We start from the raw sequence: 24,158 nt of genomic DNA on the forward strand, positions 1-24,158 counted from the left end.
CGGAACAAGCTGCCATAAACATCCAGTGGAAAAATGACAAGGCTATGGTTTTGCAGTCATACGGCTTCACTAATCAAGAATCGGTGGAAGTATTGGGCAATTTTGACGGCTATTTACGTTCCCAAATTGGCATTATTTCTCCTGTACCAAGTTCGCCTGCCTAAATAAGAAATTTATTGCACGGGATGCCGGTTCGTTGGTAGTAGTTGGACTAGGATTTAGAGCGATCTCGGACGTCACGATAGAAACTAAGCAATATCTAGTGCGGCTGGCCGCGTTTTCTTTCTATCAAGTAACTTCATTGAAGAATCGTGGATTTGCAGGGGAGTTTCGGGCGCGACATCATTAACAGATTGCTACCGAGATGGTGAGGATCGTATATTTGCCTATCGCAGGATGGCTGATCTCGTCATTGGATCTGTCGAGAAGGCTTTGATGTCTGCATGGCTTTGTATGGTCACCCTGGCCTTTGTTGTATCCCCGGACACCTTGCGATTGCAGCCGCAAACGCAGAAGGACTCTAGCCAGAATGCTTCCAGGCATATCAGCGATAGATTGGCTGGTCCCAGACCTTAAGATCGATATTGCAACATCTGGTTTTCAATCCTGGCGCGACTGACCTTGTTGAACGCCAGCCAGCAATTAATCCGAAGGCTTACCTAATCATCTGGCAGGCATTTATCACGGGTGAGCATACTTACCAGATCGAATTTAGGCCTAGTAAGTTCCCAAATTGCGGATGTTCCTGCTTAAAATATACAGTCCAAACCATTTACTTACCATTTACGAAGCAGCAGTACCTCGTCGCATCTCCTTCCATCGAATACGTCGAGCTTTCCGAATTGACCCCTGATCTATTAACCACGGCGAAAACATTGGTATTACCGCCTGGTTAGTGTTTACTACCTGAAATATCGATTCGAATTCGATTCCTTGGCGCCAAGTTGGGCCTCAAGCAGAGGCTTAATCACTTCAAACTGCACCCGGGTTCGAGCGATATGCCCCAGATGCGGCGAAGCTAGGCGCGCGAGTTCATATACCTCGATAGCCTCATAAAGCGGCATAGCCGCAACTCGCTAAGCTTAGAGTGCCCACCCTTTGGCATATAGAACCTCCCAGTTTCGATCCTTTGAGCGTACTAATTTGTCCGTTTCACGAATAACCTCTTCCAGTATCTTTACCCCATTCTCTCGCTGGCCAAGCCTTAAACATACAATACCCAGTAACGCTCTTGGATTTGGGTTTGTTCAACGGCCTATTGAATTTGAGTGCTTCTTCCGCGTGATCTTTGGCGTTTACAATTCTGTCAGAATTGCGTGCAAGAGCAAGTGCTATCAGCCAGTGACACCAACTACCCGTAACAGCATTCTTACGAATATCCTGCTCCATCTCCAAGGCACGTAGAGCAAAATCCACTGCATTACCCTGTTCAGTAATCAAATCAAGTTCAGAGAGCAGGCCATAAACCAATGCTAAAGGAAAGCGCTCGTTCTGATCTCGACCTAAACTAATTGCTTTCAGATATGTTTCGCGCGCTTTCGCCATTTCCCCGAGATAGAGTAATAAAGCCCTTGATATGCCACAACAACAATGCGCCAATGAATATTTTTTATGCTGGAGGCCAATAGTTTCAGCCTCCTTTGAAAGCTCAATTGCGAGTTCTACCTCTCCAACTACGCTGTTCGCAAAAGCCAAGTCACGAGTACGCGAAGCATCACCTCGGCAAGTTTCGGATCCATGGGCGGTGCTCCTGATGTGGAACGAAGCTCAAGCAAGCTGCTGTCCAAGATAACGATCGCATTTGCCACCCGCCCTAGTTCTAGCTCGCATTTTGCTTCGATTTGGCGCGCAGCGATAGAATCAAGTCGACGCTCTTCCAATACGCCTTCTGCATCGGCAGTACTGGCAGCGACGGCCGCAAGGCTTCTTGCGATTTCATATTCACCTAAGCGCACATTGGTGTCTGCCAACAATCTGCTGATTATTCCTCGCTCATGAAATGGCATTTGGCACTTGTGCAAATCCTCAAGCATTTCCTTCAGTCAGAAGGTAATACCCCGTCGCAATAGGAAATCAGATATCGCCAGCACTAAGCCAACGGCAGCTACCCAGTTATTTTGGATTAAAGTATCTCATACTCACAAAAGTGAGCCTCCAAATCTGTAACTGTTCTCCAGTTCTCTTCAGAGACCTGTTGAGAATGCCAGTAGAGGGCTGCATTCTGAAATAAGTTTTCACTGTCCAGGAATTTTGATTAGCCCCCTCGGCATCAGTGGGTAAGCTGGTAATAATAAATGCTCGATCAGCATCATGCTGATCGAGTTCATTCCGAAACACTCCAGAAGATCAACCTCTTTCTTAAAAGGCTTTGCAACGTCTGATCGAGATTCGGGTTAGTTTCTGATCCGCATGACTCCAGAACGAACCTGATAGCCCCCCATGGCTACCGGCCTTCCAAACACCGCTAATGCTTGCAAAAACTGCTTTTCTTTATTATTTAGCCTCTGAAAATAGTTACCTATCAGTTGACTAAGGAGTTCCCGAAAATGCACAGTTTCGGTTCTTGCGCTTAGTAGTGCATCAATTTCGCTCAAAGATATCTGGCCGCTGTGCAGAAGACCGCCAATGACTTCAAGTGCTCTAGGGTTTCCTCCTACCATGCAAACTACCGATTCGAGGGTTAACTGTGGGAGGTCGAACAGTCGCAACGATCCTTGTGGGTCCTGCTGCTTTAATAGCTCTACCCCCTCTTTCTGCGTTGAGCCCTGTTTGAAGATCAGTGCTCTCTGGCGACCCGGTGCGATAGCCTCTATTGGTTCAAAATTGGAATCAAGCAGAATTTTTGGATTTACCTGACTTGTATAAACGATTCGAATGTTGCATTGGCCAAGCAATATTTCTTTGAAGAGGCACCCCAGATCAGGGTCAAGAAGCTCATCCTGACGTTCCACGCAGATAATTGATTCCAAGTTATCCAAAAGACGAGAATATTGAGGTTGGTTGTAGCCTTGGAAAACAACGCAATTTTTTCATTGAAAGAACTTGCTTGAGCGCTTGTGACAACTGACGAAATGCCCAACTGCGTTAACAAACTGTCGAGTTTTTCCAGAAGTCTTGCTGCAACCCTATCTCCATACGCGCTGCAGCGAAGATAGACAAGTCCGTCAATCTTCCAATTGTCAGGTAATGAATTTTTTCCCTCCTTTATCGCATGCGATAGTACATAAGAGACTAGCGTTGTCTTCCCTGAGCCAGGACGCCCCAATACTCGGATCATCCTCGTCGCGTCGTCACCTAAGTACTCCTTTAGTTGGCCAATTTCAGAATCTCTACCAATAGGCATTCTCGAAAGGGGTAGCGGTTCGGTAAGACTACATCTATCTCTTGCCACAGTCCCTAATGTTGAAGAGTGCGACAAGCTTTCTGCCAAACGTTCATCTAGCTTTGCTATTCTGTCGCCAAACCTCTCGATAGAGTCTTCAATTCGGCCCAACCTCCCATGGATTCATTTCCGAAAGTTGTGTTGAAAGCTAACCAAGGCGATTAGACCGGAATCAATTTCCTTCAACTGCCCTCCCTGGCGGACGAATTCGTCTTCAAGGCCACCATTCTTGCAGGCAGCTCACCTAGGGTGGAATCCAATGCGTCCAGTAGCGCAAGCTGAACACCTTTACTGGACAGCAATTGATCAAGGGCTGTACGTATTTCTATGAGTTCGGCCTCTATTCCTTTAGTGCCTTCGCGCAGAGACTGCAAGCCGTCTTGTACCAAAATGCGACTAACCTCAGGCCGGTACTTGATCTTATGCCGAAACTGCAAAGCAAAGATGTGGCCAAGGGTGATCGGGTCGGGCTGATGACCAGGCTCGTACCAACCCTTCTGAACAAGAGAGTTGAACCAATCTGGCCGAGTTCGGCTGATTAGCGCATCCTGCACCTCAGCTGCAGCCATTACGTCCTGTTCCAGCATGGCCTGCACTCCACGGTCAGGTGCTCCCATAGCAGCGAGTTCAGCTAGCCGTTCTGGGCTCAGTGTTCCGGCATCTTTTTCATCTGTTGGCCCCACCTCAAACTGCTCAAAGATGAGCCACTGGCAATGGTCAACATCCAACAAGGTCTTGAAGACATCATCGATCCATTCCCGTTGAATGCTACCCACTATCTTTCCCTTACACTGCTCGCTTAGGGCGGTATAGGTTTCCGCAAGCTGTCGACGAGTGCCTTCTCCACATCGCCGTTCTCATCAAGGCGCCCTTGGCGATAGCGCCGAATTAAGGACCCGTAAACTTGCTTACCCAGAAATACTGCGCTTGCATCCCCGCGGTTGCCGACAATACCTTCCAAAATTTTGCTAGGCATTTCTTCCGTAACGTATTTGCAAATCGCTGGGCTCAATAGTGAGCCAAGGAACGGTATCAGTGTCTCCAGCATATTCGACTCTTAAGGCGTGGAAATGGGTAACGATTGGGAGACTGTTTCGTCGATTCATTCATTTGGCATCGACCACGCCTTCTCAACCTTGCTAAGATGCAACGATTCAAACTCAAGTATCGCGTCAATATCCACTGAAGCCAAGTGATACGTCCGATTGCTTCGAGGACTCAACGCTCAGCTACGCCACCTTGGTGGTATCGCTCCATGATATATGTAGAGCGAACTTTAATTCTATATATATATGCTTGTCGAATTCACGTAGAAACCTGACTGGAAGCTTTAGAGACCTAGGTTAATTTAACTGATTTCTGGATCAGTGCTTTGGCATAGGCGGTAGGTGTCAAACCGCCCAAGGATTTCTTCGGTCGCTCCTCGTTGTATTCACATCGCCAAGCCTCAATGACGACCTGTGCGTGTCATATGCTGGTGAACCAGTGTTCATTCAGGCACTCATCCCGGAAGAGTCCGTTGAAGCACTCGATGAACGCGTTCTGCGTGGGTTTTCCGGCCGGAACAATTTGAGCTGAACGCCATGCTAGCATGCCCACTGGTCAAGCGCCTTGCCGGTAAATTCCGGCCCTTGGTCGGTTCGAATGGCCCTGGGGTAGCCCCGAAAGCGAGCCGCCTGGTCGAGGATGCGCCACAATGTAAATACATGTTGAGGCAGAAAACCCATTGAGCTATTCGATGATTTTCTTGATGCGCTGTTTTACCAAGCCTCCACAGTATGTCTCGTTAATAAATATGCTAATACCAACAAACAATCGATATTGGCATTCCTAAAGGCCTCCTAACAAAGGTCATCGTTACCTCAACTCATCAGGCAGCGGCGCTTTTAGCTCCTCTGTAGCCAAAGTCTCGATCTTGCCCAACTGCGTCAGAACTTCAGCTCTGTCCTGGATGGCTGCCAGACGAACTTTGGCTGGGCTTAGCCCAGGCATTGGTGTTCGGGCATGCAATTGGGCCTTCTGTCTGTCCTGATACCAGCCGGCGCCGGTGGCGACGCAGATAGCGAACATGCTGAGGGCCACGGCAGGCAGGATACGGCGGCCGTTGGCGACTTCAGCGATATGAGCGATCAGGGTCGCGCCAATGACCAAGGCCGACAGCGGCAGATCGAGCCAGCCGGTGAGCCCGACCGCCAAACCGGATGACAGCAGAGGCAAGGCCAGTTTGACCAGGGCCAGCGCCGACAGCCCCAGACCGGTGATGAGCAGATGCCGGGAAATCCGGCTGTCGCCAGCGAAAGCGTTGGAGAGCAGCGCCCAGTGGCCAACCCAGGGCACGATGCCATAGAGCAGTGCCAGGCGATCGACAAAGTAGTGGCTGAAACCGGAGGCATCGGTATCGGCGAGCCAGTTGCGTAACGCGAACAGGGCGATGCCTAGCAGGATGGGCAACATGGAAAAAAACAGGCCAGCCCGCAGGTATTCGGATACCGTCTTGCCGGCCGGCGCAGTCTTGCGTAAGCCCCCGGCGAAGTCATCTGTGAATTGAAGGCTTAGACCGTGAAGATAGTGTCCACTAAGAACGATGGTGGACACTATGGAAATTGAGAAGCCAAGCCGCCGCAGGCGGAACCATACCGAAGAGTTCAAGCAGGCAATGATCGCGGCCTGTTGTGAGACCGGGGCATCAGTCGCCGGCATTGCACTCGCCAACGAGGTGAATGCAAATCAGGTCCGTCGCTGGATGCGGGAAAGAGGCATTGAGCCACCGAGCCGCAGCCTGCCGGCACGGTCGATTTCATCGAAGTGCATTGCCGAACCGGCATTTGTGGCGGTAGCGATTCCCCCATCGTCTCGAGCGTCCCCGACATCCGAATCGAAGTCCGGCGAGGCAACACGGCGGTGAAGATTGAATGGCCCGGACAGGCAGCGAGTGATTGTGCCGCCTGGTTGCGAGATTGGCTCCGGTGATTCGGGTCGATGCCTTGTGGCTATCGACCACACCGCTCGACATGCGGGCAGGGACCGAGACGATCCTGGCCAGGGTCGTCTCGATGTTTGGCGAAGCCCGGCCGCACCACGCCTATCTGTTTGCCAATCGCCGAGCTAACCGGCTCAAGGTGCTGGTCCATGATGGCTACGGCATCTGGCTAGCGAACCGTCGGCTCAATCAGGGGCGATTCTGCTGGCGACATGGCAATACGAGTGTTGAACTGTCCCGGTCGCAGTTTGATGCACTCGTCCTCGGTCTGCCCTGGGAGCGCCTGGCAGACGGCGGTGTAATCCGGATCGTTTGACGGTCCACCAGTAGGGAAGTCCATGATAGCCAAAGGCTGTGGTGGCCGGCATCATGCCGGTCATGTCCTTGCCCGCCAACCTTGATCAACTCAGTGCTGACGAACTTCGCCAATTGGTGATTCGTCAGGCAGGCTTGCTGGCCGAGAGTGATCGTGAACTGAACTGGCGGCAGGGCAAGATCGACAAATTGACGCATGAATTGGCCGTGCACAAGCGCTGGCGCTTCGGGGTCAAGACCGAGCACTGGCCGGTCGAGCAGCGGCAACTGTTCGAGGAAACCATTGATGCCGATCTGGCCGCGATGGAAGAAGAGCTGGCGCAACTTTCTGCAACACCAGCGAAGGCGAAAGGCCAGGCCAAACGCCAGCCGTTGCCGGCAAGTCTGCCGCGTACCGACATTCATCACGAGCCGGAATCGACGGTCTGCCCTTGTGGCTGCACGATGAAACGGATCGGCGAAGATGTGTCGGAGAAGCTCGATTACACGCCCGGCGTCTTCAGCGTTGAGCGCCACATTCGCGGCAAGTGGGTCTGTGGGCAGTGCGAAACACTGATCCAGGCACCGGTCCCGGCACACGTCATCGACAAGGGCATTCCGACCAGCGGACTGCTCGCGCAGGTGCTGGTTGCCAAGTACCTCGATCACCTGCCCTCTACCGCCAGGAAGCGATGTTCGGCCGGGCCGGACTGGCCATTCCGCAATCGACGCTGGCCCAATGGGTTGGGAAATGCGGCGTGGCCCTCCAGCCGCTGGTCGATGCCCTGAAGGGGGAGATGCTCGGGCATCGGGTGCTTCACGCCGATGAAACGCCAGTCGCTATGCTGGACCCGGGGGCCGGCAAGACACATCGGGCCTATCTCTGGTCATACAGCATCGGCGCCTTCAGGCCGACCAAAGCGGTGATCTATGACTTTGCCGAAAGTCGTGCTGGCAGGCATGCCCAGGAATTCCTGGGGGACTGGCGCGGCACGCTGATCTGTGACGATTACTCAGGCTACAAGGCCCTGCTGGCCAAGGGCCTCACCGAAGCGGGCTGCATGGCGCATGCCCGACGCAAGTTCTTCGATTTGCACAGCCAGAAGCAGAGCCTGATTGCAGGTGAAGCACTGGAGTATTTCGGCAAACTCTATGGGGTCGAGCGAGAGGTCGTTGACCTCGATGCCGATGAGCGACGACGAATCCGGGAAGCGAAAGCCCAACCGATTGCTAATGAGCTGCATGCCTGGCTGACCCGGCAACGGCAGGGGGTGCCCAATGGTTCAGGGACCGCCAGAGCCATCGACTACAGTCTGAAACGCTGGGTGGCGCTGACGCATTACCTGTCCGATGGTCAGGTGCCGATCGACAATAACTGGATCGAGAATCAGATTCGGCCTATCGCGCTTGGCCGCAAGAACTGGTTATTTGCCGGCAGCCTGCGTGCCGGCAAACGCGCCGCCGCGATCATGAGCCTGATCCAGTCCGCCAAACTGAATGGTTATGATCCGTTGGTCTATCTGAAAGATGTCCTGACGCGCCTGCCGACCCAACCAGCAAGCCGTGTCGGCGAACTACTGCCGCATCGCTGGCAGCCTCAAACTATCGCCTGACTCAGAAAACAACCTGGGTTCGCCGGGGGCTTACAGTCTTGCACTCTGGGAGCTCGAGGACATCGGCCTCGCTGCGCACGCGCAGCAAGATCTTGCCGATCCGGATCACGGTATTGCCGTCGATACGGGCGAGCTGCCGTGCTTGCGGATCGTCCAGGATCTCGAATGTCGCCTCGCCGACCGCGCTGGCCAGCAGCCCACCATCGGGATCACTGCTTATTGTCATGTGCTCCAGGGGCGGCGCCGGCGTCTTCAACAATGAAGTCGTTGGCGTAGCTGCGCCCCAGACGGACCGGCAGCAGCTCAAAACGAGTGCGGATCTGAACCGCGTGCTGCCCGGAAAGTTGTTCGATCCAGATAATCATTGAATTTCCTCCAGCAGGCGCTTGGTCAAGGCCAACGCGTTGTCCCAGGTGAACCCTTCCAGCGTCAGGCGGGAAACCAGTACCGACTGATCATCATCGAGCGTGGCAACCGCAATCTGGAAATCGTAAAGCCCGGGAAAATCCCGGTAGCCCTGGGCGCACCAGGCCAGCCGGACAGGCAGTTCTTGCGCCGGCCCGGCTTTGGTGTAGCTGTTGTGGCAGACCTGGCGGGCCATGACCGAGTTCTGGGCGATCGCCATGCCATTGAGAAACCTCGGACTCGCAGCAGCGGCCAACTGAAACGCGTTGAGCGTATCGGGTGACCGTGGCCGGATTAGGGTATGACGGTAGGACAGGGTTGAGCTGCGCGCTTCCGGAGCCGGCATCACGGATGTTTTAAGCGCACAAGCGATCGCCTTCGCCGCGACGGGTGGCGGCGCATTAGCCGACTCGTTGCTGGCTGCACCGCAATCCATGTAGTCCGCGAGGAGGCTTGGCACCTTGTACTTGCCCAGGCTTTCGCCGGCCCATGGCTTGGCCAGCGCAAGTTCGGCGAGCCTGGCCTGCCGTTCCAGCATCTGGCGGGCTATCGTTGGGCGCAGTTCTGCGACTGGCAGCGCCGATTGCCGGCTGGCCTCGGCATACAGTCGGACCGCGTGGATTGCAGGCACCAGAAAGCTGACCGACTCACGCCCGAAGGAGCGCGAAACATTGATACCGACCACACTGCCCGTGCGATCCAGCGCCGGCCCACCGCTCATGCCCGGATTGAGCACGCCGGTGAAATGGATGCGCTCCACGAAAGTACCCTCGACGACTCCGCTGTAAGTGCCGGCACTGACAGTCATGCCCAGATCGAGCGGATTGCCGACGGCGTAGATGGCCTCGCCCTTTGCCAACCGGTGGATCGTACCGTGCGTTGGCAGTGCCAGCGGTCTGGCATCACCTTTCGGTAGCGGTTTTCGCGGCGCCACCAGGGCAAGATCGTGCAGCACATCGATGGCAATGACCTCAGCTTCGCCCTGCCCACCGCCGGCCGTTTCGTAGTGCAAACGGTACCTGGCTGGATCAAACAGGTAGTCAGCAACAACATGAAAGTTGGTGATCGTCCAGCCGCGCGCGTCAACCTGAAAGCCGGAGCCGCTGGAATTGCGCTGCTCGGAATCGATCAGTGACGTACGCAGGGCAACGACCGCCGGCCGAACCCCGGCAAAAACCCGCGCCCCGTCTGAAGCGCTGGACGGCATCGCAAGGCGCGCTTGTGCAAGCTGCGGCAGAAAGCAGCTTGCAAGAACCAGAAGATATAGTTTGAACATTCGCATGACCCGACACCAGAAGAAAAAACATCTTGATTGTCCCGGATTTGTCCCATAATATGCAAGTGGATATTACGTAATTGATTCATCACTTGTTCGGCGCTTGGCGTTTCAACCGCAAGCGTAGTTCTTTCGTAAACCAAGTCGTGAAGCATTGATCAGGAGCCAGCAATGAAGTCCCGAAAATTGAATGACGCCAAGTGCCTGTGCTATTCGCTGTTACTCAGCTCTGGCCTTTGGCTTGCCGGCCATGCCCTGGCAGAGCAGTCCCAAGGCGGTTCTTCGGCCACTCTCACAGCGGAAGAGCAGTTTGCTTTAATCCAGTCCTGTTCGAATTCGGACGAATCTGACGATCAGAAGCTCCTGCAGCGCTGCGAGGCCTATCAAGCCTCAATGGCTGCGATCATGAAATCCACACTTAACCGGTGGATCGAGTTGGAAACTCACAAAACCCATCAGCGAGTCCATGTTGCCATTCCTGACCAGGAACATCCCTTCAGCCTGACAAACCGGCGTATCTACCTGCGTGAAGACTACAACGGCAAGGTGATCATGGATCCTGCGACTCAACGGAAATATCCAGCGACGGTTGTTCACACTCTGGATCTGAATTGCAAGGATGGCGAAACCACCTTGCTGGCCCTCTGCGTCTATGACAAAGACGGAAAGCTTGAAATTTGCAAGGATGTCGACCAACCCAAGGCCCAGCGCATCCTCCATTTCTATCAATCCCCACTTAGGCTGGTCTGCTCCAAGGAATACTTGACCCCTTTTGTTCCAAATGGAGAGCAACTCCTAGCCATGGAGAAGGCTGAGCGTGCCAGACAGTTGAAGATGGCTGTTCCGGACAGGAGCGTGGCGGTACCGAAATGAGATAGAAGTATGTGCCTTGCCTATTCTGCCAAATAGGAGCCAAGCGTCAAGAAGTGCGGGGGCAATCATCGTGGTTATTAAATTCGTCGATTTTTATGAATGGCGGTGCTCCTGCATTTTTGAATTCGATTCGATCACGTTCATGACCTTCGCCCAGCGTGTCCGTCGAATTGGCAAGATCTGAGCAATCTACCGTTACTTCAACCTCCTTTCCGCCTATAGCCTTGGATTCGATAATGTCAAAGCCATACAGATCACTAAAAATTGCGCCGCATGACATGGGGCGAACATTTATCTTCGCCGCCGTTTTCGCGGTAACGCTAACCGCTTGCACGATGGGTGAACGACAGCTTGCTCCGGAACAACTCGCTGAGTCTGAACTGATTAATTTAGAAGTAGCGTCCCGAACAAGTATTGACCCACAAATTCAGTTACTAGTCGGCGCAGCACTGGCGAAGGGCATCGTTGCTTACGATCCGGTTGACGCTGTTGCAGTGGTGGTTGAGGTCGACACCGGGAAAATTCGGGCGATCGTCAATGGGCCGAACTTTGAACAGCCAACCAATTTGCGAGACCCGAATCAGCTGGAGAAAGAGATTGCTCGCACTGGGGCTGTGCACTTTCCGATGGGCAGTCTGATGACGCCACTCCTCGTGGCTCGTGCGGTGGAGACGGGACGAGTCAGACCTGATACCCAACTTGATACGCACGGTACGTTGATCGTAGGATCTACTGAAATTACGGATGCTCACCCGGAAAAATACATGAGCACCTCGGATATTGTGGTCAAGTCATCCAATGTGGGTAGCGCCAAGATCGCTTTGATGCTTCCTTTGGAAGATTTGTCGCAGTCGTTGGGCTTTGATCCATTTCTGAAAATCTCGGGATCAAATACGACTGTCTCGTCGGATCCCATCGATTGGAAAAGCTGGTCGGCGCCGATGCTGGCGCAACCTGGTATGTACCTGAAAGCCAATCTGCTGCAAGCGGTTGCCGCGTATATCCCGATTGCCAATGGCGGGTTGAAGAGGCCTTTGACAATTCAGGAGTTGTCTCCGGAATTGATACCAGCTACCCGCATCGTTTCACCCGGTACAGCGGCGGATATTCGCGAAATACTTGTCCGCGCCACAAGCGCCGAAGGTACGGCCCCCAAGGCCATGCTTCCAGAGATTCGGGTTGCCGGGAAAACCAGCACCAACGGTTCAAGGCTGACCCATCAGAAAAGCGAAAGCGGTGAAGCAACTGCAACCAGCCTGCAATCAGCTACTTTCGTCGGCATGGCGCCGGCTGACCATCCACGTTGGCTGGTGGGCGTGGTGTTCAGGTTTCAAAAGGATGCCCCACTTGCCTATGGCGGTGATACGGCGGCACCGGTTTTTGCACAGATTGTTAAGGGACTACTTAATAAGGATGCGCGGCCGCAGGAGAAATGAACTCAATCGAACGAGTGCCCCTGCGTGGCGAAGAACGTATTGGCCATCACGTCACAAAGAAGGTGATTCGTTTTCGGTAGATCGCTAGCTTGACGGGTAAAGCGCCAGCCCACGGCAGTTTGAAATTTGGAGTGTCGGCGCGCGTTTAATTTTGACCACCTGTGCTCGTTGAATTTTGACCAGGTGTGATAGCCACCTGACATAGGTTGGCTTGTGGATAAGTGTAGCTCAGAACAATCGATTTCCGAGCCACGATGAATGCGTTGGGAAAGCCGTGGAGGACGAAGTCCGGAACGGATTTCCCAACGCGGCCCTGATCAGAACGCGTCCTCCTCGGGTGGATTTCCCCGCTTGCTCTGCTCCCTTGCCTTGATCCTCGACTTGGCCGTTGCCGTGCTGTGCCGGAAGCGAAATGACTCATTCCCCGTTTCCACGATGTGGCAGTGATGCGTCAGGCGGTCGAGCAGCGCCGTCGTCATCTTGGCATCGCCGAAGACGCTCGGCCATTCGGCAAAGGTCAGGTTGGTCGTGATCATCACGCTGGTGTGCTCGTAGAGCTTCGACAGCAAGTGAAACAGCAAGGCACCACCAGCCTGGCTGAACGGCAGATAGCCCAGCTCATCGAGAATCACCAGATCCATGCGCAGCAGTCCCAAGGCAATCCGGCCAGCTTTGCCGGCCGCCTTCTCTTGTTCCAGGGCATTGGCCAGATCCACCGTCGAGAAGAACCGAACCCGCTTGTTATGGTGCCCAATCCCCGAAACACCCAGTGCCGTGGCCAGGTGCGTCTTGCCGGTTCCCGTGCCACCGATGAACACCACGTTCTGCGCTTCCTCGGTAAAGGACAGGTCGGCCAGTTGCCGAATCAGTTTCTGATCTACCTTCGATTGATCGAAGTCGAATCCCGCTAGATCCCGATGTACAGGGAAGCGGGCCGCATGCATCTGGTAGCCAATCGAGCGCATGACCCGGTCAGTATGTTCGGCCTGCAGCAGATGCTCGATCAACCAGCGAGAAGTGTCGATGCCGGCGCCACCGTTGGCCGATAGCTCTTCCCAGGCACCAGCCATGCCGTGCAGGCGCAGCTCCTTGAACTCACTCATCAGCTCACGCATGGTCGCTCACCTCCACGCGCAGCTGGTCGTAGCGACCCGTATCGGCGATCGGTGCTTCGCTGATCGTCAGCGGGGTCTCCACCGGTGGTGGCATGGGTCCAGACTTCAGTCGATTGAGCATGTTCTCGACGTGCTCGGCACTGGGCAAGCCTGATTCCAGAACCAGATCGACCGCCACCAGCACAGACTCCAGACCGAACTGCGCAATCGCTGACAGGACCTTGGCCATGACCCGATCACCACCTTCTCGACGCAGCAACAAACTGCGCAGGCGCTGCAAAGCTTCCGGCATGTCGGCAAATGGCGCGCCATTTCTCAAGGCACCCGGCTTGCGTTCAATCAGCGGAATGTAGTGCTGCCAGTCGTAGAGCGTTTGTTGCCGGGTGAAACTACGTGGATGGCTGGCCATGCGCAGATCGTGCGCCACCATATCAATCCGCTCCGGATAGAGACGCAGGCTAACGACCTGGCCGACCAACTCGCACGGCACCGAATAGCGATTACGATCCAGCGTGACTAGGCAGGTGCTGGAGACTTTGCCCAGGGTTTCAACATACCCATCGAAGGGCGCCACCATTGGCATCAGGCTCGGTTGCTCGTGTTCCAGCATCTCGGCCACCGTCAGATCCGCGTACTCAGGATGGCGCAATTCCTGCCACAGGCTACGGCAGCGTTCGAGCAGCCAGACGTTCAGTTCGGTGAAAGAGCTGAAGCGTTCCTTGCCGGCATCCTGCCAGAGCCGCAGCCGGCTATCCTGGACATTCTTCTCGACAACGCCTTTCTCCCAGCCGCTGGCGACATTGCAGAAATCCGGGTCGAACAGGTAGTGGGAGGCCATGGCCGAGAAGCGGGCATTGACGATACGGGACTTGCCCTTCTGCACCTTATCCACGGCCGTCTTCATATTGTCGTAGATGCCGCGCCGAGGAATGCCGCCCAAGGCCGCAAACGAACGGGTATGGGCATCAAACAGCATTTCGTGGCCTTGCGTCGGGTAGGCCTGAACCACAAAGGCCCGACTGGCACAGAACTTCAGATGCGAGGCGAGAATCTTGCGCCAGACACCACCGATCACCAAATGCTCTTCGCTCCAGTCGAACTGGAAGGCTTCGCCTAATTCAAAGTGGAGCGGAACGAAGGCTTTGCTGACCGCCGCGCCACCATCGGAACGCCAGCGCCGGATGAACTCAGTGACCCGGCAGTAGGTGCCCGTAAATCCGGCCGCCTGCAATTCACCAAAGAGTTTCAGCGCCGTACGCCGATCCCGTTTCGGGCGCCGAGCATCCGTTTCCAGCGCCTTGATGAGTCGCGCCGCATAGGGCGCAATCTTGACGTTCGGGTTCTCCCGTTCGTACTTCGGCTCCGTGCCTTCCGGCGTCCGTAACCAACGCTTGACGGTGTTCCGGCTATACCCCGTCTTCCTCGAAATCTCGGATAGCGACACGCCATCCCGGTAAAACAACCGCCGAATCCTTCCCAGATCCTTCATGGTGATCATCTCCTAAAATCCTGCTCAAAAAATGAGCGGACTAGTTAATCACCCTGGTCAATTTTCAGCGCGCACAACCTCGCTTTTCTGGTCAGTTTTCAACGAGCGTCAACACCCAGACGAGGCCTGGACCTGCAGCGTTGATTTGCGACGAAATGGCGGATTTGATATCTGACACATGACCTCCTGTCCGATATTTGTACAATTTTTTCGGACAGAAGGCAAGAATTTTTGTCCGAAAATTGTAGATCTATTTCGGACATCCAAAGGCTGTACGCGAGGAACTCATAACGGAGCTGTGGAATACCATCCTCGCCATATGCGACTTTATTCTTGATGAGTAAAAATATATTTGACTCAATAAACCTGATCATCAGCCACAACAGGAAGATTGCTCACGCTAGGCCGCTATCATTTATGCCCCGCCTCAACCTTCAATTTGATCACCTTTGCTCCTTGGCGCATCTGATCGCATTGGTCGGCCCACCAGTCCATTAATTTGCGCCGCTCTTCGAGGAAGTCACCCCGATCATAGGCAAGCCGCACCGCGTCCCCATGCTTATGGGCCAGTTGCACTTCAACAACCTCCGGACGGAACAAACCGGAGCCGTGTGCCATGGTGCTAAATGAGCTGCGAAATCCGTGCGCGGTATGTTCGGTTTTGGTGTCGTACCCCATCCTACGCAGCGCTGCGTTGATAGTGTTCTCACTCATCGGCCGCTCTCGGCTATGCAATCCGGGAAAACAGTAGTGACCAGTTCCCGTCAGCGGCCGAATATCTTCAATGATCTCCAAGGCCTGCTTGGAAAGCGGCACTACGTGAAGCCGACGCGCCTTCATCTTTCCAAGCGGAATGCGGATCAGGCGTTCATCCTTATCTACCTCTGACCATTCAAGATTCCTGACCTCACCTGGGCGAAGACCGAAAAGTGCAGATAACCGAAAGGCGCAGCACGTGGTCAATGTTCCCTGGTATTCCCAGATGTCGCGCAACAATTCGCCAAACACCTTCGGATCAACGATGGCCGCCATATTCTGCGGCCGACGTGGCGCAATAGCCCCCCGAAGATCAACTGAAATGTCTCGTTCGCACCTACCAGTAGCAATTCCATACCGGAAAATCTGACCGCATGTGTGTCTCAGGCGGTGCGCCGTGTCCATCAAGCCACGCTCTTCGACCCGTCGCAATACAGCCAGCAACTCGGGGGCCTTGATTTCATAAATTGGGCGCTCGCCAAGCCAGGGAAACGCATTCAGTTCGAGTATTCGGATATTCTTGTTAATCGTATGGGCAGTCCAGCCAGTGGAGAACCTCTTATGCCACTCTCTGGCAACAGCTTCAAAGCTGTTTAGGGCGGCCTGGTGCGCTAGCAACTTGCCCACCTTGCGAACCATTCCGGGGTCGGCACCTTCGCGCAACTGCTCCCTGGCTTGGTCCCTAGCTCTTCGGGCTAGCTCTAGCGACACCTCCGGATAAACGCCAAGCGCCAACGTCTTCTGCTTACCTAAAAACCGATAAGCTAGGCGCCAATATTTGCCGCCCTTGGCATCAACAAGCAGGAACATGCCGCCCCCATCTGAGAGCTTGTAGGGCTGCTCTTTGGCCTTGGCATTCTTGACTGCAACCGCCGATAACGTACCTGTGGTCATATCCGCGCTCCTTTGTTGGTACACGGCTATGTTGGCACATGAACTACCAACATAAATACCAACAATCTATTGGTATCTAATGGTAATCCTTGGGATGCATTGAGACAACAAAAAACCCCAAGAGCCTATAGCTGTTGGGGTTTATGGTGCTTCTTGATACTTGGTGAAACGATATTTTGGGGCGACTGATGGGGCTCGAACCCACGACAACCGGAATCACAATCCGGGACTCTACCAACTGAGCTACAGCCGCCGCTGAAGAAGGCGCGCATTGTACGAAGTTCCGAAGACTCTGTCTACAGGCAAAGATACATCGATGACAAAGATCCCTACCATGACGTTGAAGCGCACTGCATTGGGGCTCCCATGATATTATTGTCAGCTTTATTTTTTCGGCTCTGTAGTCACAAGGAACTCTCATGGAAGCAACCACTGCACAAGCTAACGAACTTGAACGCCGCGTCGACCTCTCCATCGCCATCGCCGATGTCGAGAAGGAAATGGAACAACGCCTGAAACGCATGGGCAAGAACATGAAGGTACCTGGCTTCCGCCCGGGCAAGGTGCCGTTCAACATCGTCAAGCAGCAGCACGGCGACCAGGCTCGTCACGAAGTACTGTCAGCAGAGCTCGACCGTGTCTTCGTCGAAACCGTGACCGCCCAGCAGATGCGCGTCGCCGGTTACCCACGCATCGAGCCGAAGACCACCGAAAGCACCACCCACATCGAATTCTCCGCCGTTTTCGAGGTGTACCCGGAATTCACCCCCGGTGACCTGTCATCCTCGGAAGTCGAACGCCCGGTCCTCGAAGTAACGGACGCCGAAGTCGACAAGACCCTCGACATCCTGCGCAAGCAGCGTGTTTCCTACGCCGATGCCAACCGTGCTGCCGCCAAGGAAGACCGTGTTGTCATCGACTTCCTCGGCAAGAAGGATGACGTTCCTTTCCAAGGCGGCCAGGCCAGTGATTACCCCTTCGTGCTCGGTCAGGGCATGATGTTGCCGGATTTCGAGAATGCTGTTGAAGGCGCCAGCGCCGGCGACACCAAGACTTTCGACCTGACCTTCCCGGTCGACTACCACGCCGCAGATCTGGCAGGGCAGACAGTCCAGTTCGAGATCACCGTCAAGCAGGTGCAGGCGCCGGTCATGCCGGAACTGAACGCCGAATTCGCCACCAGCATGGGCATCGCCGACGGCGACGTGACCAAGATGCGCAGCGAAATCGAAGCCAACCTGAAACGCGAAGTGAAGCGCCGCATCGAAGGCAAGGTCAAGGATCAGGTCATGGAAGCCTTGATCAAGGCCAACCCGATCTCCGTACCGACCTCTCTGGTCGACATGGAAATCCAGCGTCTGATGCAGGCAGCCCGCCAGGACATGGAACAGCGTGGCATGAAGATCAAGGACATGCCGATTCAGCCGGAATGGTTTGCCGACCAGGCCAAGCGTCGTGTCATCCTTGGCCTGATCCTTGCTGAAGTTGTCAAAACGGAAAAGCTTCAGGCAACTCCGGAGCAGGTTCGCGCCATGGTTGAAGAAACCGCCCAAAGCTACGAGCATCCGGAAGAAGTCATCCGTTGGTATTACGCTCAACCGCAGCGCCTTCAGGAAGTTGAAGGCGTCGCCATCGAAAATAATGTCGTCACCTGGGTGCTGAGCAAGGCCAAGGTTAGCGACAAGGCTGCAGTTTTTGATGAACTGATGGGTCAGAAGCAGTAATCTTGACCTTGTCGCGAAAGCGACAATCGTCTTGAATGTAACCAACAAGCAACGCACAAGGGCTGACATGAATATCGATAACGCAAGCAACTGGGATCCGCAGGCACTCGGCATGGTCCCCATGGTGGTGGAGCAGAGCGGCCGCGGTGAACGCGCGTACGACATCTATTCGCGCCTCCTCAAGGAGCGCGTGATTTTTCTTGTCGGCCCTGTCAACGACGTAACAGCCAATCTGGTTGTTGCCCAATTGCTCTTCCTTGAAGCGGAAAATCCGGACAAGGATATTTATTTCTACATCAACTCACCGGGCGGCTCGGTGACGGCAGGTATGTCGGTATACGACACCATGCAATTCATCAAGCCGGACGTATCGACCCTCTGCATCGGGCAGGCCGCTTCCATGGGCGCCTTCCTGCTCAATGCCGGCGCCAAGGGTAAACGTTTCGCGCTGCCAAATTCCCGCGTGATGATCCATCAGCCGCTGGGCGGTTTTCAGGGCCAGGCGTCGGATATCGCCATCCATGCAAAGGAAATCCTTTCAATTCGTGATCGCCTGAACCGGATCATGGCCGAGCACAGTGGCCAGCCGCTTGAGCGCATCGAAAAAGATACAGATCGCGACAATTTCCTTTCGGCCGCCGAAGCAGCAGAATACGGTTTGATCGACAAGGTACTGACCCGCCGCGACGCGGCTTGAACGGAGACCTCAGATGACTAAAGGCAGCCCGGAAAAACTTCTTTACTGCTCCTTCTGCGGAAAGAGCCAGCACGAAGTAAAAAAACTGATCGCCGGTCCGTCGGTGTTCATCTGCGACGAGTGCATTTCACTCTGCAACGACATCATCCGTGACGAACTTCCGGAAGAAGCCGCCAAGGCTGGTCGTTCCGACCTGCCGACACCGCGTGAGATCTGCTCGATCCTTGACCAGTATGTCATCGGCCAGGAAGTCGCCAAGCGCATTCTCGCCGTGGCGGTCTACAACCACTACAAGCGACTCCGTCACACCGCCAAGAATGCCGGCGAAGTGGAACTGGCCAAGAGCAACATTCTGCTTGTCGGCCCGACTGGTTCCGGCAAAACGCTGCTTGCCCAAACCCTCGCTCGCCTGCTCAATGTACCGTTCGTCATGGCCGACGCCACGACGCTTACCGAAGCCGGTTACGTGGGTGAGGACGTCGAAAACATCATTCAGAAGCTTCTACAGAAGTGTGACTACGATGTCGAAAAGGCTCAGCAAGGGATCGTTTACATCGACGAGATCGACAAGATATCCCGCAAATCCGACAATCCTTCCATAACCCGTGACGTATCGGGCGAAGGCGTCCAGCAAGCCCTGCTCAAACTGATCGAAGGCACCGTAGCTTCGATCCCCCCGCAGGGAGGCCGCAAGCATCCGAACCAGGATTTCGTCCAGGTCGATACGACCAACATCCTGTTCGTCTGTGGCGGCGCGTTTGCCGGCCTGGAAAAAATCATTCTCAATCGCTCGGAACGTGGTGGTATCGGTTTCGGTGCCGAAGTAAAGAGCAAGGAAGACAAGAAAGCAGTCGGCCAAGTATTGCTTGATGCAGAGCCGGAAGACCTGATCAAATTCGGCCTCATTCCCGAACTGATCGGTCGCCTGCCGGTAGTTGCAACCTTGCAGGAACTTGAAGAGCCAGCGCTGATCCAGATTCTGACCGAACCAAAGAACGCACTGATCAAGCAATACCAGAAGCTGTTTAGCATGGAAGAGGTGGAGCTTGAAGTTCGCCCCGGCGCCCTTTCTGCCATCGCAAAGAAGGCGTTGGCTCGGAAAACAGGTGCTCGCGGTCTGCGCTCGATCATTGAACATGCATTACTCGACACGATGTACGAACTCCCGGGCATGGAGAATGTCGAAAAAGTAGTGATTGATGAAAACATGATCACTGGCGACACGCCGCCCTTGCTTATTTACGCCGATCAGCCAAAGGTTTCTGGCTCCAACTGAGCCGGTACTTGAATTGCGGTTCCCCGCCCCCACGTAGGGGGCACATACCTATTTCAAAGGCATCGTAATGTCGAACCCCAACACGCTCCCGGAAACCGTCGAACTGCCGTTGCTGCCTCTGCGCGACGTCGTGGTGTTCCCGCACATGGTCATCCCGCTCTTCGTCGGCCGCCCGAAATCAATCAAGGCTCTTGAAATGGCCATGGAGGCTGGCAAGAACATTCTGCTGGTTGCACAGAAATCAGCGGCCAAGGATGAACCGGAACCCGAGGATCTGTATCGCATCGGCTGTATGGCCAACATACTGCAGATGCTCAAGTTGCCCGATGGTACTGTCAAGGTGCTGGTTGAGGGTACGCAGCGCGCCCGCGTAGAAGCCATCGAGGTGCAATCGTCTGTCTTTATGGCAACAGCTGTTCCGATTCTGCAACCGGGCGTCGAAGACCATGAAATCGAGGCTATGCGCCGCGCCGTAGTCGCGCAATTCGATCAGTTCGTCAAACTCAACAAGAAAATCCCGCCTGAGGTACTGTCTTCAATTGCCGGAATTGAAGATGCCGGCCGCCTTGCAGACTCCATCGCCGCACATCTGCCGCTCAAACTTGAGCAAAAGCAGGAAGTTCTGGAGATGGAAAGTATTCGCGACCGAATCGACCGCCTGCTTTCCCAGCTCGAAGCTGAAATTGACATTCTTCAGGTCGAAAAGCGCATCCGAGGCCGCGTCAAGCGCCAAATGGAAAAAAGTCAGCGCGAGTATTATTTGAATGAACAGGTCAAAGCTATCCAGAAGGAGCTCGGCGAAGGTGAAGAAGGCGCCGATCTGGAAGAGCTGGACAAGAAGATCAAATCCGCAGGCATGAGCAAGGAAGGCCAGGCCAAGGCTGAAGGCGAACTGAAAAAACTGCGCCTGATGTCGCCAATGTCAGCAGAAGCCACCGTTGTCCGTAATTTCATCGAGACGCTGATCGGCCTGCCTTGGCGCAAGAAAACCAGGACCAACAAGGACTTGCTGGCCGCAGAAAAGGTTCTTGATGCTGACCATTTTGGCCTGGAAAAGGTCAAGGAGCGCATCGTTGAATATCTTGCTGTTCAGCAACGTGTCGACAAGGTCAAGGCGCCGATTCTCTGCCTGGTTGGTCCCCCGGGTGTCGGCAAGACATCTCTCGGCCAATCCATTGCCAAAGCGACGAACCGCAAGTTTGTTCGTATGGCTTTGGGTGGCGTTCGTGATGAAGCGGAAATCCGCGGTCACCGTCGCACCTACATCGGGTCCATGCCGGGCAAGATTCTGCAAAGCCTGACCAAAGTCGGGGTACGAAATCCCCTTTTCCTGCTGGATGAGGTGGATAAGCTCGGCCAGGATTTTCGGGGTGATCCCTCTTCCGCACTGCTTGAAGTGCTCGATCCGGAACAGAACCATACCTTCCAGGACCACTATGTGGAAGTCGATTTCGACCTCTCCGATGTCATGTTCGTTGCCACAGCAAATACGCTGAACATCCCGGCTCCCTTGCTAGACCGGATGGAAGTCATTCGCTTGTCAGGCTACACGGAAGATGAGAAGGTCAATATTGCTATGCGCTATCTGTTGCCCAAGCAAATAAAGAATAACGGTCTAAAGAAGACAGAAATCGCAGTTGCCGACAGCGCCATTCGCGACATCGTTCGCTACTACACCCGTGAAGCGGGTGTTCGAGCACTGGAACGCGAAATTTCGAAGATTTGTCGCAAAGTCGTTAAGACCCTCGTATTGAAGAAGCGCGATACAAAAATTGCGGTCAACGCAAGAAACCTCGATAAATTCCTGGGGGTACGTCGTTACAGCTTCGGCATGGCTGAGAAAGAAAATCAGGTCGGTCAGGTAACCGGTCTGGCATGGACAGAAGTCGGTGGAGAACTGCTGACCATTGAATGTGCCATCATGCCAGGCAAGGGCAACATCATTCGCACTGGTTCGCTGGGCGATGTCATGAAAGAATCAGTCGAAGCGGCACGCTCCGTCGTTCGTGCCCGTGCTCGTCGCCTTGGCATCAAGGACGAAACATTCGAGAAAACGGATATCCATATTCACGTTCCTGAAGGCGCAACGCCCAAAGACGGCCCATCGGCTGGTGGTGCCATGACAACAGCCTTGGTTTCGTCATATACCGGCATTCCAGTTCGTTGCGATGTGTGCATGACCGGCGAAATCACACTGCGCGGCGAGGTTCTACCGATCGGTGGCCTCAAGGAAAAGCTGCTGGCCGCCGTTCGCGGTGGTTTGAAGATGGCGCTGATTCCGGAGGAGAACATCAAGGACCTCACCGAGATTCCCGACAACATCAAAAACAAGATTGAAATCGTTCCGGTTAAATGGATCGACCAGGTATTGGAGCGTGCGCTGGAGCGTATGCCGGAAGCACTTCCGGAACCCACAGTTGCAGACGCTGGCGTCCAGTCGTCAGCAGAATCTGCCGCAAAGACATTGCTTACACATTGATTCACAAGGAAAGGATGCCCCCGTAATAAGTCCGGCATCCTTTCCTCTGCGCTCTTCCCCTGACAACTCCCTGTAAATCCACTTGACACAAGGATTTCGGCGGAGCTATAAATTCGTCCTCGCAAACTTTTCATCACTTCAAATCGAATTTTAGGGGACGTAAATGAACAAGACTGAACTAATCGACGCCATCGCCGTTCAAGCCGATATTTCCAAAGCCGCCGCAGGCCGAGCACTGGATGCAGCGGTTGACTCCATCAAGGGAGCGCTGAATGCAGGCGACACGGTTAGCCTGATTGGCTTCGGTACATTTTACGTTGGCGAACGCGCCGCTCGTACGGGCCGTAATCCTCGCACAGGCAAGACACTGGAGATCAAAGCCGCCAGATCGCCTAAGTTCCGTGCTGGCAAAGGCTTGAAGGATGCCTGTAATTGATTTTATTTTGGGTGCTTAGCTCAGTTGGTAGAGCGTCGCCCTTACAAGGCGAATGTCGGGGGTTCGAGCCCCTCAGCACCCACCAAAAACTCAGAAATGACAAGTCGAACCCCGCCCGCAAAGCGGGGTTTTGTTTGATAATGCTTTCATGAAACCTACAGAAATCGCTAACGATCAGGACAAAAAAGGTGAAGCGCTAAAAAACCAACGCTTCGAAATGCTGACTGACATCGCAAAAGAGCTTTCTGGCGAAGTCGTCTTCCCAACCTATTTCGATGCTGTTCTTCGTCTGCGTAAAGTCCTGCACGATCCTGCAGAGACCATTGCGAATATTGCCCATGCAGTTTCGGTTGAGCCGCTGATTTCTGCAAAATTGCTGCATCTGGCCAACTCGGTGGTCTTCAATCCAGAAGGTCGTGAATTGGTTGACCTAAAATCGGCAATTCATCGGCTTGGTCTCAATGCTGTACGCACCGCATCGCTCAGTATCGTGATGACCCAACTCATGCGTGCCAAGGGTATGGCTGAGTTTTCCAGCATTACCCATTCGCTATGGGAGCATTCGATCCATTGCGCTGCTGCAGCCAACGTAATCGCCCGTCAAATGACCAACCAAAATGCTGATGAAGCGATGCTGGCTGGCTTGATACATGACCTCGGCGCGTTCTATATGCTCTATCGGGCCACTCAGTACGAGGAATTGCGCCATCGCCCGGAGAGTATCAAGTATCTGATTGTTCAATGGCACGAAAGCATTGGTGTTTCCTTGCTAAATGCGTTGGGACTTCCCGATGAAATTGTCGAGGCAACCATTGATCATGACCACATGCGAACAACCCCAACGACAATCAGGAACTTGGCAGACGTTATTTACGTCGCCAATATGCTCAGCGGTGGGCATTTTGAATGGCTAATGCAGGATCAACCGGAATTGCCAATCGAACTGGCTTCAATTGAAGAGAAATACGGGTATTTGCGGCCGGAAATTGAAGCGCTGGCCCAAGAGATGCGGAGCAGTTTTGCCTGAAAGCTC

At 54.2% G+C, this 24,158-nt stretch carries 21 protein-coding genes, 2 tRNA genes and 2 pseudogenes; 12 read left to right on the forward strand and 13 right to left on the reverse strand.

Features of this window, described 5'->3' with window-relative positions:
• Positions 1–1,152: 1,152 nt before the first annotated feature.
• The 6 genes and pseudogenes from IPJ12_11345 to IPJ12_11370 all read right to left on the reverse strand — a co-directional run bounded on the left by IPJ12_11345 (position 1,153) and on the right by IPJ12_11370 (position 6,082).
• On the reverse strand, positions 1,153–1,695 hold the full coding sequence (locus IPJ12_11345) for a hypothetical protein (GenBank protein MBK7647738.1): 543 nt from the start codon (positions 1,693–1,695) through the stop codon (positions 1,153–1,155).
• The gene (locus IPJ12_11350) at positions 1,674–2,033 is read right to left on the reverse strand and encodes a hypothetical protein (GenBank protein ID MBK7647739.1); all 360 of its coding nucleotides are present in this window, start codon (positions 2,031–2,033) and stop codon (positions 1,674–1,676) included. The genes IPJ12_11345 and IPJ12_11350 overlap by 22 nt, the downstream gene beginning before the upstream one ends.
• Positions 2,034–2,393: 360 nt before the next feature.
• Positions 2,394–2,969: a hypothetical protein gene (locus tag IPJ12_11355; protein MBK7647740.1), complete on the reverse strand. Its 576-nt coding sequence runs from the start codon at positions 2,967–2,969 to the stop codon at positions 2,394–2,396.
• Between the two features lie 595 nt (positions 2,970–3,564).
• Entirely contained in the window at positions 3,565–4,158 is a 594-nt protein-coding gene (locus tag IPJ12_11360) for a hypothetical protein (GenBank protein MBK7647741.1), read from the reverse strand.
• A 625-nt stretch (positions 4,159–4,783) separates the two neighbouring features.
• Positions 4,784–5,079 (reverse strand): annotated as a pseudogene (locus IPJ12_11365) (transposase family protein).
• A gap of 160 nt (positions 5,080–5,239) precedes the next feature.
• Positions 5,240–6,082: a hypothetical protein gene (locus tag IPJ12_11370; GenBank protein MBK7647742.1), complete on the reverse strand. Its 843-nt coding sequence runs from the start codon at positions 6,080–6,082 to the stop codon at positions 5,240–5,242.
• Between IPJ12_11370 and IPJ12_11375 the strand changes: the two genes are divergently transcribed.
• The 3 genes and pseudogenes from IPJ12_11375 (at position 5,979) to IPJ12_11385 (ending at position 8,269) form a co-directional block, all read left to right on the forward strand.
• The gene (locus IPJ12_11375; GenBank protein ID MBK7647743.1) at positions 5,979–6,287 is read left to right on the forward strand and encodes a transposase; all 309 of its coding nucleotides are present in this window, start codon (positions 5,979–5,981) and stop codon (positions 6,285–6,287) included. The two genes, IPJ12_11370 and IPJ12_11375, sit on opposite strands and share 104 nt — an antisense overlap.
• Before the next feature lie 52 nt (positions 6,288–6,339).
• Positions 6,340–6,678 carry an IS66 family insertion sequence element accessory protein TnpB gene (gene tnpB / locus IPJ12_11380; protein MBK7647744.1) on the forward strand — a complete coding sequence of 113 codons (339 nt, stop codon included), beginning with the start codon at positions 6,340–6,342 and terminating at the stop codon, positions 6,676–6,678.
• A gap of 62 nt (positions 6,679–6,740) precedes the next feature.
• Positions 6,741–8,269 (forward strand): annotated as a pseudogene (locus IPJ12_11385) (IS66 family transposase).
• A gap of 1 nt (position 8,270) precedes the next feature.
• Here the strand turns inward: IPJ12_11385 and IPJ12_11390 are convergent.
• The 3 genes from IPJ12_11390 to IPJ12_11400 are packed head-to-tail and all read right to left on the reverse strand — an operon-like array spanning position 8,271 to position 9,950.
• The gene (locus tag IPJ12_11390; protein MBK7647745.1) at positions 8,271–8,495 is read right to left on the reverse strand and encodes a hypothetical protein; all 225 of its coding nucleotides are present in this window, start codon (positions 8,493–8,495) and stop codon (positions 8,271–8,273) included.
• Positions 8,479–8,634 carry a hypothetical protein gene (locus IPJ12_11395; protein ID MBK7647746.1) on the reverse strand — a complete coding sequence of 52 codons (156 nt, stop codon included), beginning with the start codon at positions 8,632–8,634 and terminating at the stop codon, positions 8,479–8,481. Before IPJ12_11395 ends, IPJ12_11390 begins: the two co-directional genes overlap by 17 nt.
• A complete protein-coding gene (locus IPJ12_11400) occupies positions 8,631–9,950 on the reverse strand; it encodes a trypsin-like peptidase domain-containing protein (GenBank protein ID MBK7647747.1) in 1,320 nt (439 codons plus the stop codon). Before IPJ12_11400 ends, IPJ12_11395 begins: the two co-directional genes overlap by 4 nt.
• Before the next feature lie 171 nt (positions 9,951–10,121).
• Between IPJ12_11400 and IPJ12_11405 the strand changes: the two genes are divergently transcribed.
• Both IPJ12_11405 and IPJ12_11410 read left to right on the forward strand, forming a co-directional pair.
• Entirely contained in the window at positions 10,122–10,823 is a 702-nt protein-coding gene (locus IPJ12_11405; GenBank protein ID MBK7647748.1) for a hypothetical protein, read from the forward strand.
• Between the two features lie 236 nt (positions 10,824–11,059).
• A complete protein-coding gene (locus IPJ12_11410; protein ID MBK7647749.1) occupies positions 11,060–12,259 on the forward strand; it encodes a hypothetical protein in 1,200 nt (399 codons plus the stop codon).
• Between the two features lie 317 nt (positions 12,260–12,576).
• Here IPJ12_11410 and IPJ12_11415 read toward each other — a convergent pair whose 3' ends face one another.
• The 4 genes from IPJ12_11415 to IPJ12_11430 all read right to left on the reverse strand — a co-directional run bounded on the left by IPJ12_11415 (position 12,577) and on the right by IPJ12_11430 (position 16,766).
• Positions 12,577–13,374, reverse strand: a complete 798-nt coding sequence (locus tag IPJ12_11415; protein ID MBK7647750.1) for an ATP-binding protein — start codon at positions 13,372–13,374, stop codon at positions 12,577–12,579.
• Complete coding sequence (locus IPJ12_11420; GenBank protein MBK7647751.1) at positions 13,367–14,863, reverse strand: IS21 family transposase; 1,497 nt, start codon at positions 14,861–14,863, stop codon at positions 13,367–13,369. Before IPJ12_11420 ends, IPJ12_11415 begins: the two co-directional genes overlap by 8 nt.
• 411 nt (positions 14,864–15,274) lie before the next feature.
• A complete protein-coding gene (locus tag IPJ12_11425) occupies positions 15,275–16,513 on the reverse strand; it encodes a tyrosine-type recombinase/integrase (GenBank protein MBK7647752.1) in 1,239 nt (412 codons plus the stop codon).
• 177 nt (positions 16,514–16,690) lie between these two features.
• A tRNA-His gene (locus tag IPJ12_11430) sits at positions 16,691–16,766 on the reverse strand.
• 166 nt (positions 16,767–16,932) lie between these two features.
• Between IPJ12_11430 and IPJ12_11435 the strand changes: the two genes are divergently transcribed.
• The 7 genes from IPJ12_11435 to IPJ12_11465 all read left to right on the forward strand — a co-directional run bounded on the left by IPJ12_11435 (position 16,933) and on the right by IPJ12_11465 (position 24,152).
• Positions 16,933–18,237 (forward strand): trigger factor, encoded by a 1,305-nt coding sequence (locus IPJ12_11435; protein ID MBK7647753.1) that lies wholly within the window; start codon positions 16,933–16,935, stop codon positions 18,235–18,237.
• Between the two features lie 67 nt (positions 18,238–18,304).
• On the forward strand, positions 18,305–18,934 hold the full coding sequence (gene clpP / locus IPJ12_11440) for an ATP-dependent Clp endopeptidase proteolytic subunit ClpP (protein MBK7647754.1): 630 nt from the start codon (positions 18,305–18,307) through the stop codon (positions 18,932–18,934).
• Positions 18,935–18,947: 13 nt separating this feature from the next.
• On the forward strand, positions 18,948–20,210 hold the full coding sequence (gene clpX, locus IPJ12_11445; GenBank protein ID MBK7647755.1) for an ATP-dependent Clp protease ATP-binding subunit ClpX: 1,263 nt from the start codon (positions 18,948–18,950) through the stop codon (positions 20,208–20,210).
• 67 nt (positions 20,211–20,277) lie between these two features.
• Positions 20,278–22,689: an endopeptidase La gene (gene lon, locus IPJ12_11450; protein MBK7647756.1), complete on the forward strand. Its 2,412-nt coding sequence runs from the start codon at positions 20,278–20,280 to the stop codon at positions 22,687–22,689.
• Between the two features lie 163 nt (positions 22,690–22,852).
• The gene (locus IPJ12_11455) at positions 22,853–23,125 is read left to right on the forward strand and encodes an HU family DNA-binding protein (protein MBK7647757.1); all 273 of its coding nucleotides are present in this window, start codon (positions 22,853–22,855) and stop codon (positions 23,123–23,125) included.
• A 9-nt stretch (positions 23,126–23,134) separates the two neighbouring features.
• Positions 23,135–23,210: transfer RNA gene (locus tag IPJ12_11460), tRNA-Val, on the forward strand.
• 63 nt (positions 23,211–23,273) lie between these two features.
• Positions 23,274–24,152 (forward strand): HDOD domain-containing protein, encoded by an 879-nt coding sequence (locus tag IPJ12_11465; GenBank protein MBK7647758.1) that lies wholly within the window; start codon positions 23,274–23,276, stop codon positions 24,150–24,152.
• Positions 24,153–24,158 lie beyond the last annotated feature (6 nt).

It is taken from the genome of Betaproteobacteria bacterium, from assembly GCA_016709965.1.
Lineage (GTDB): Bacteria > Pseudomonadota > Gammaproteobacteria > Burkholderiales > Rhodocyclaceae > Azonexus > Azonexus amarohabitans.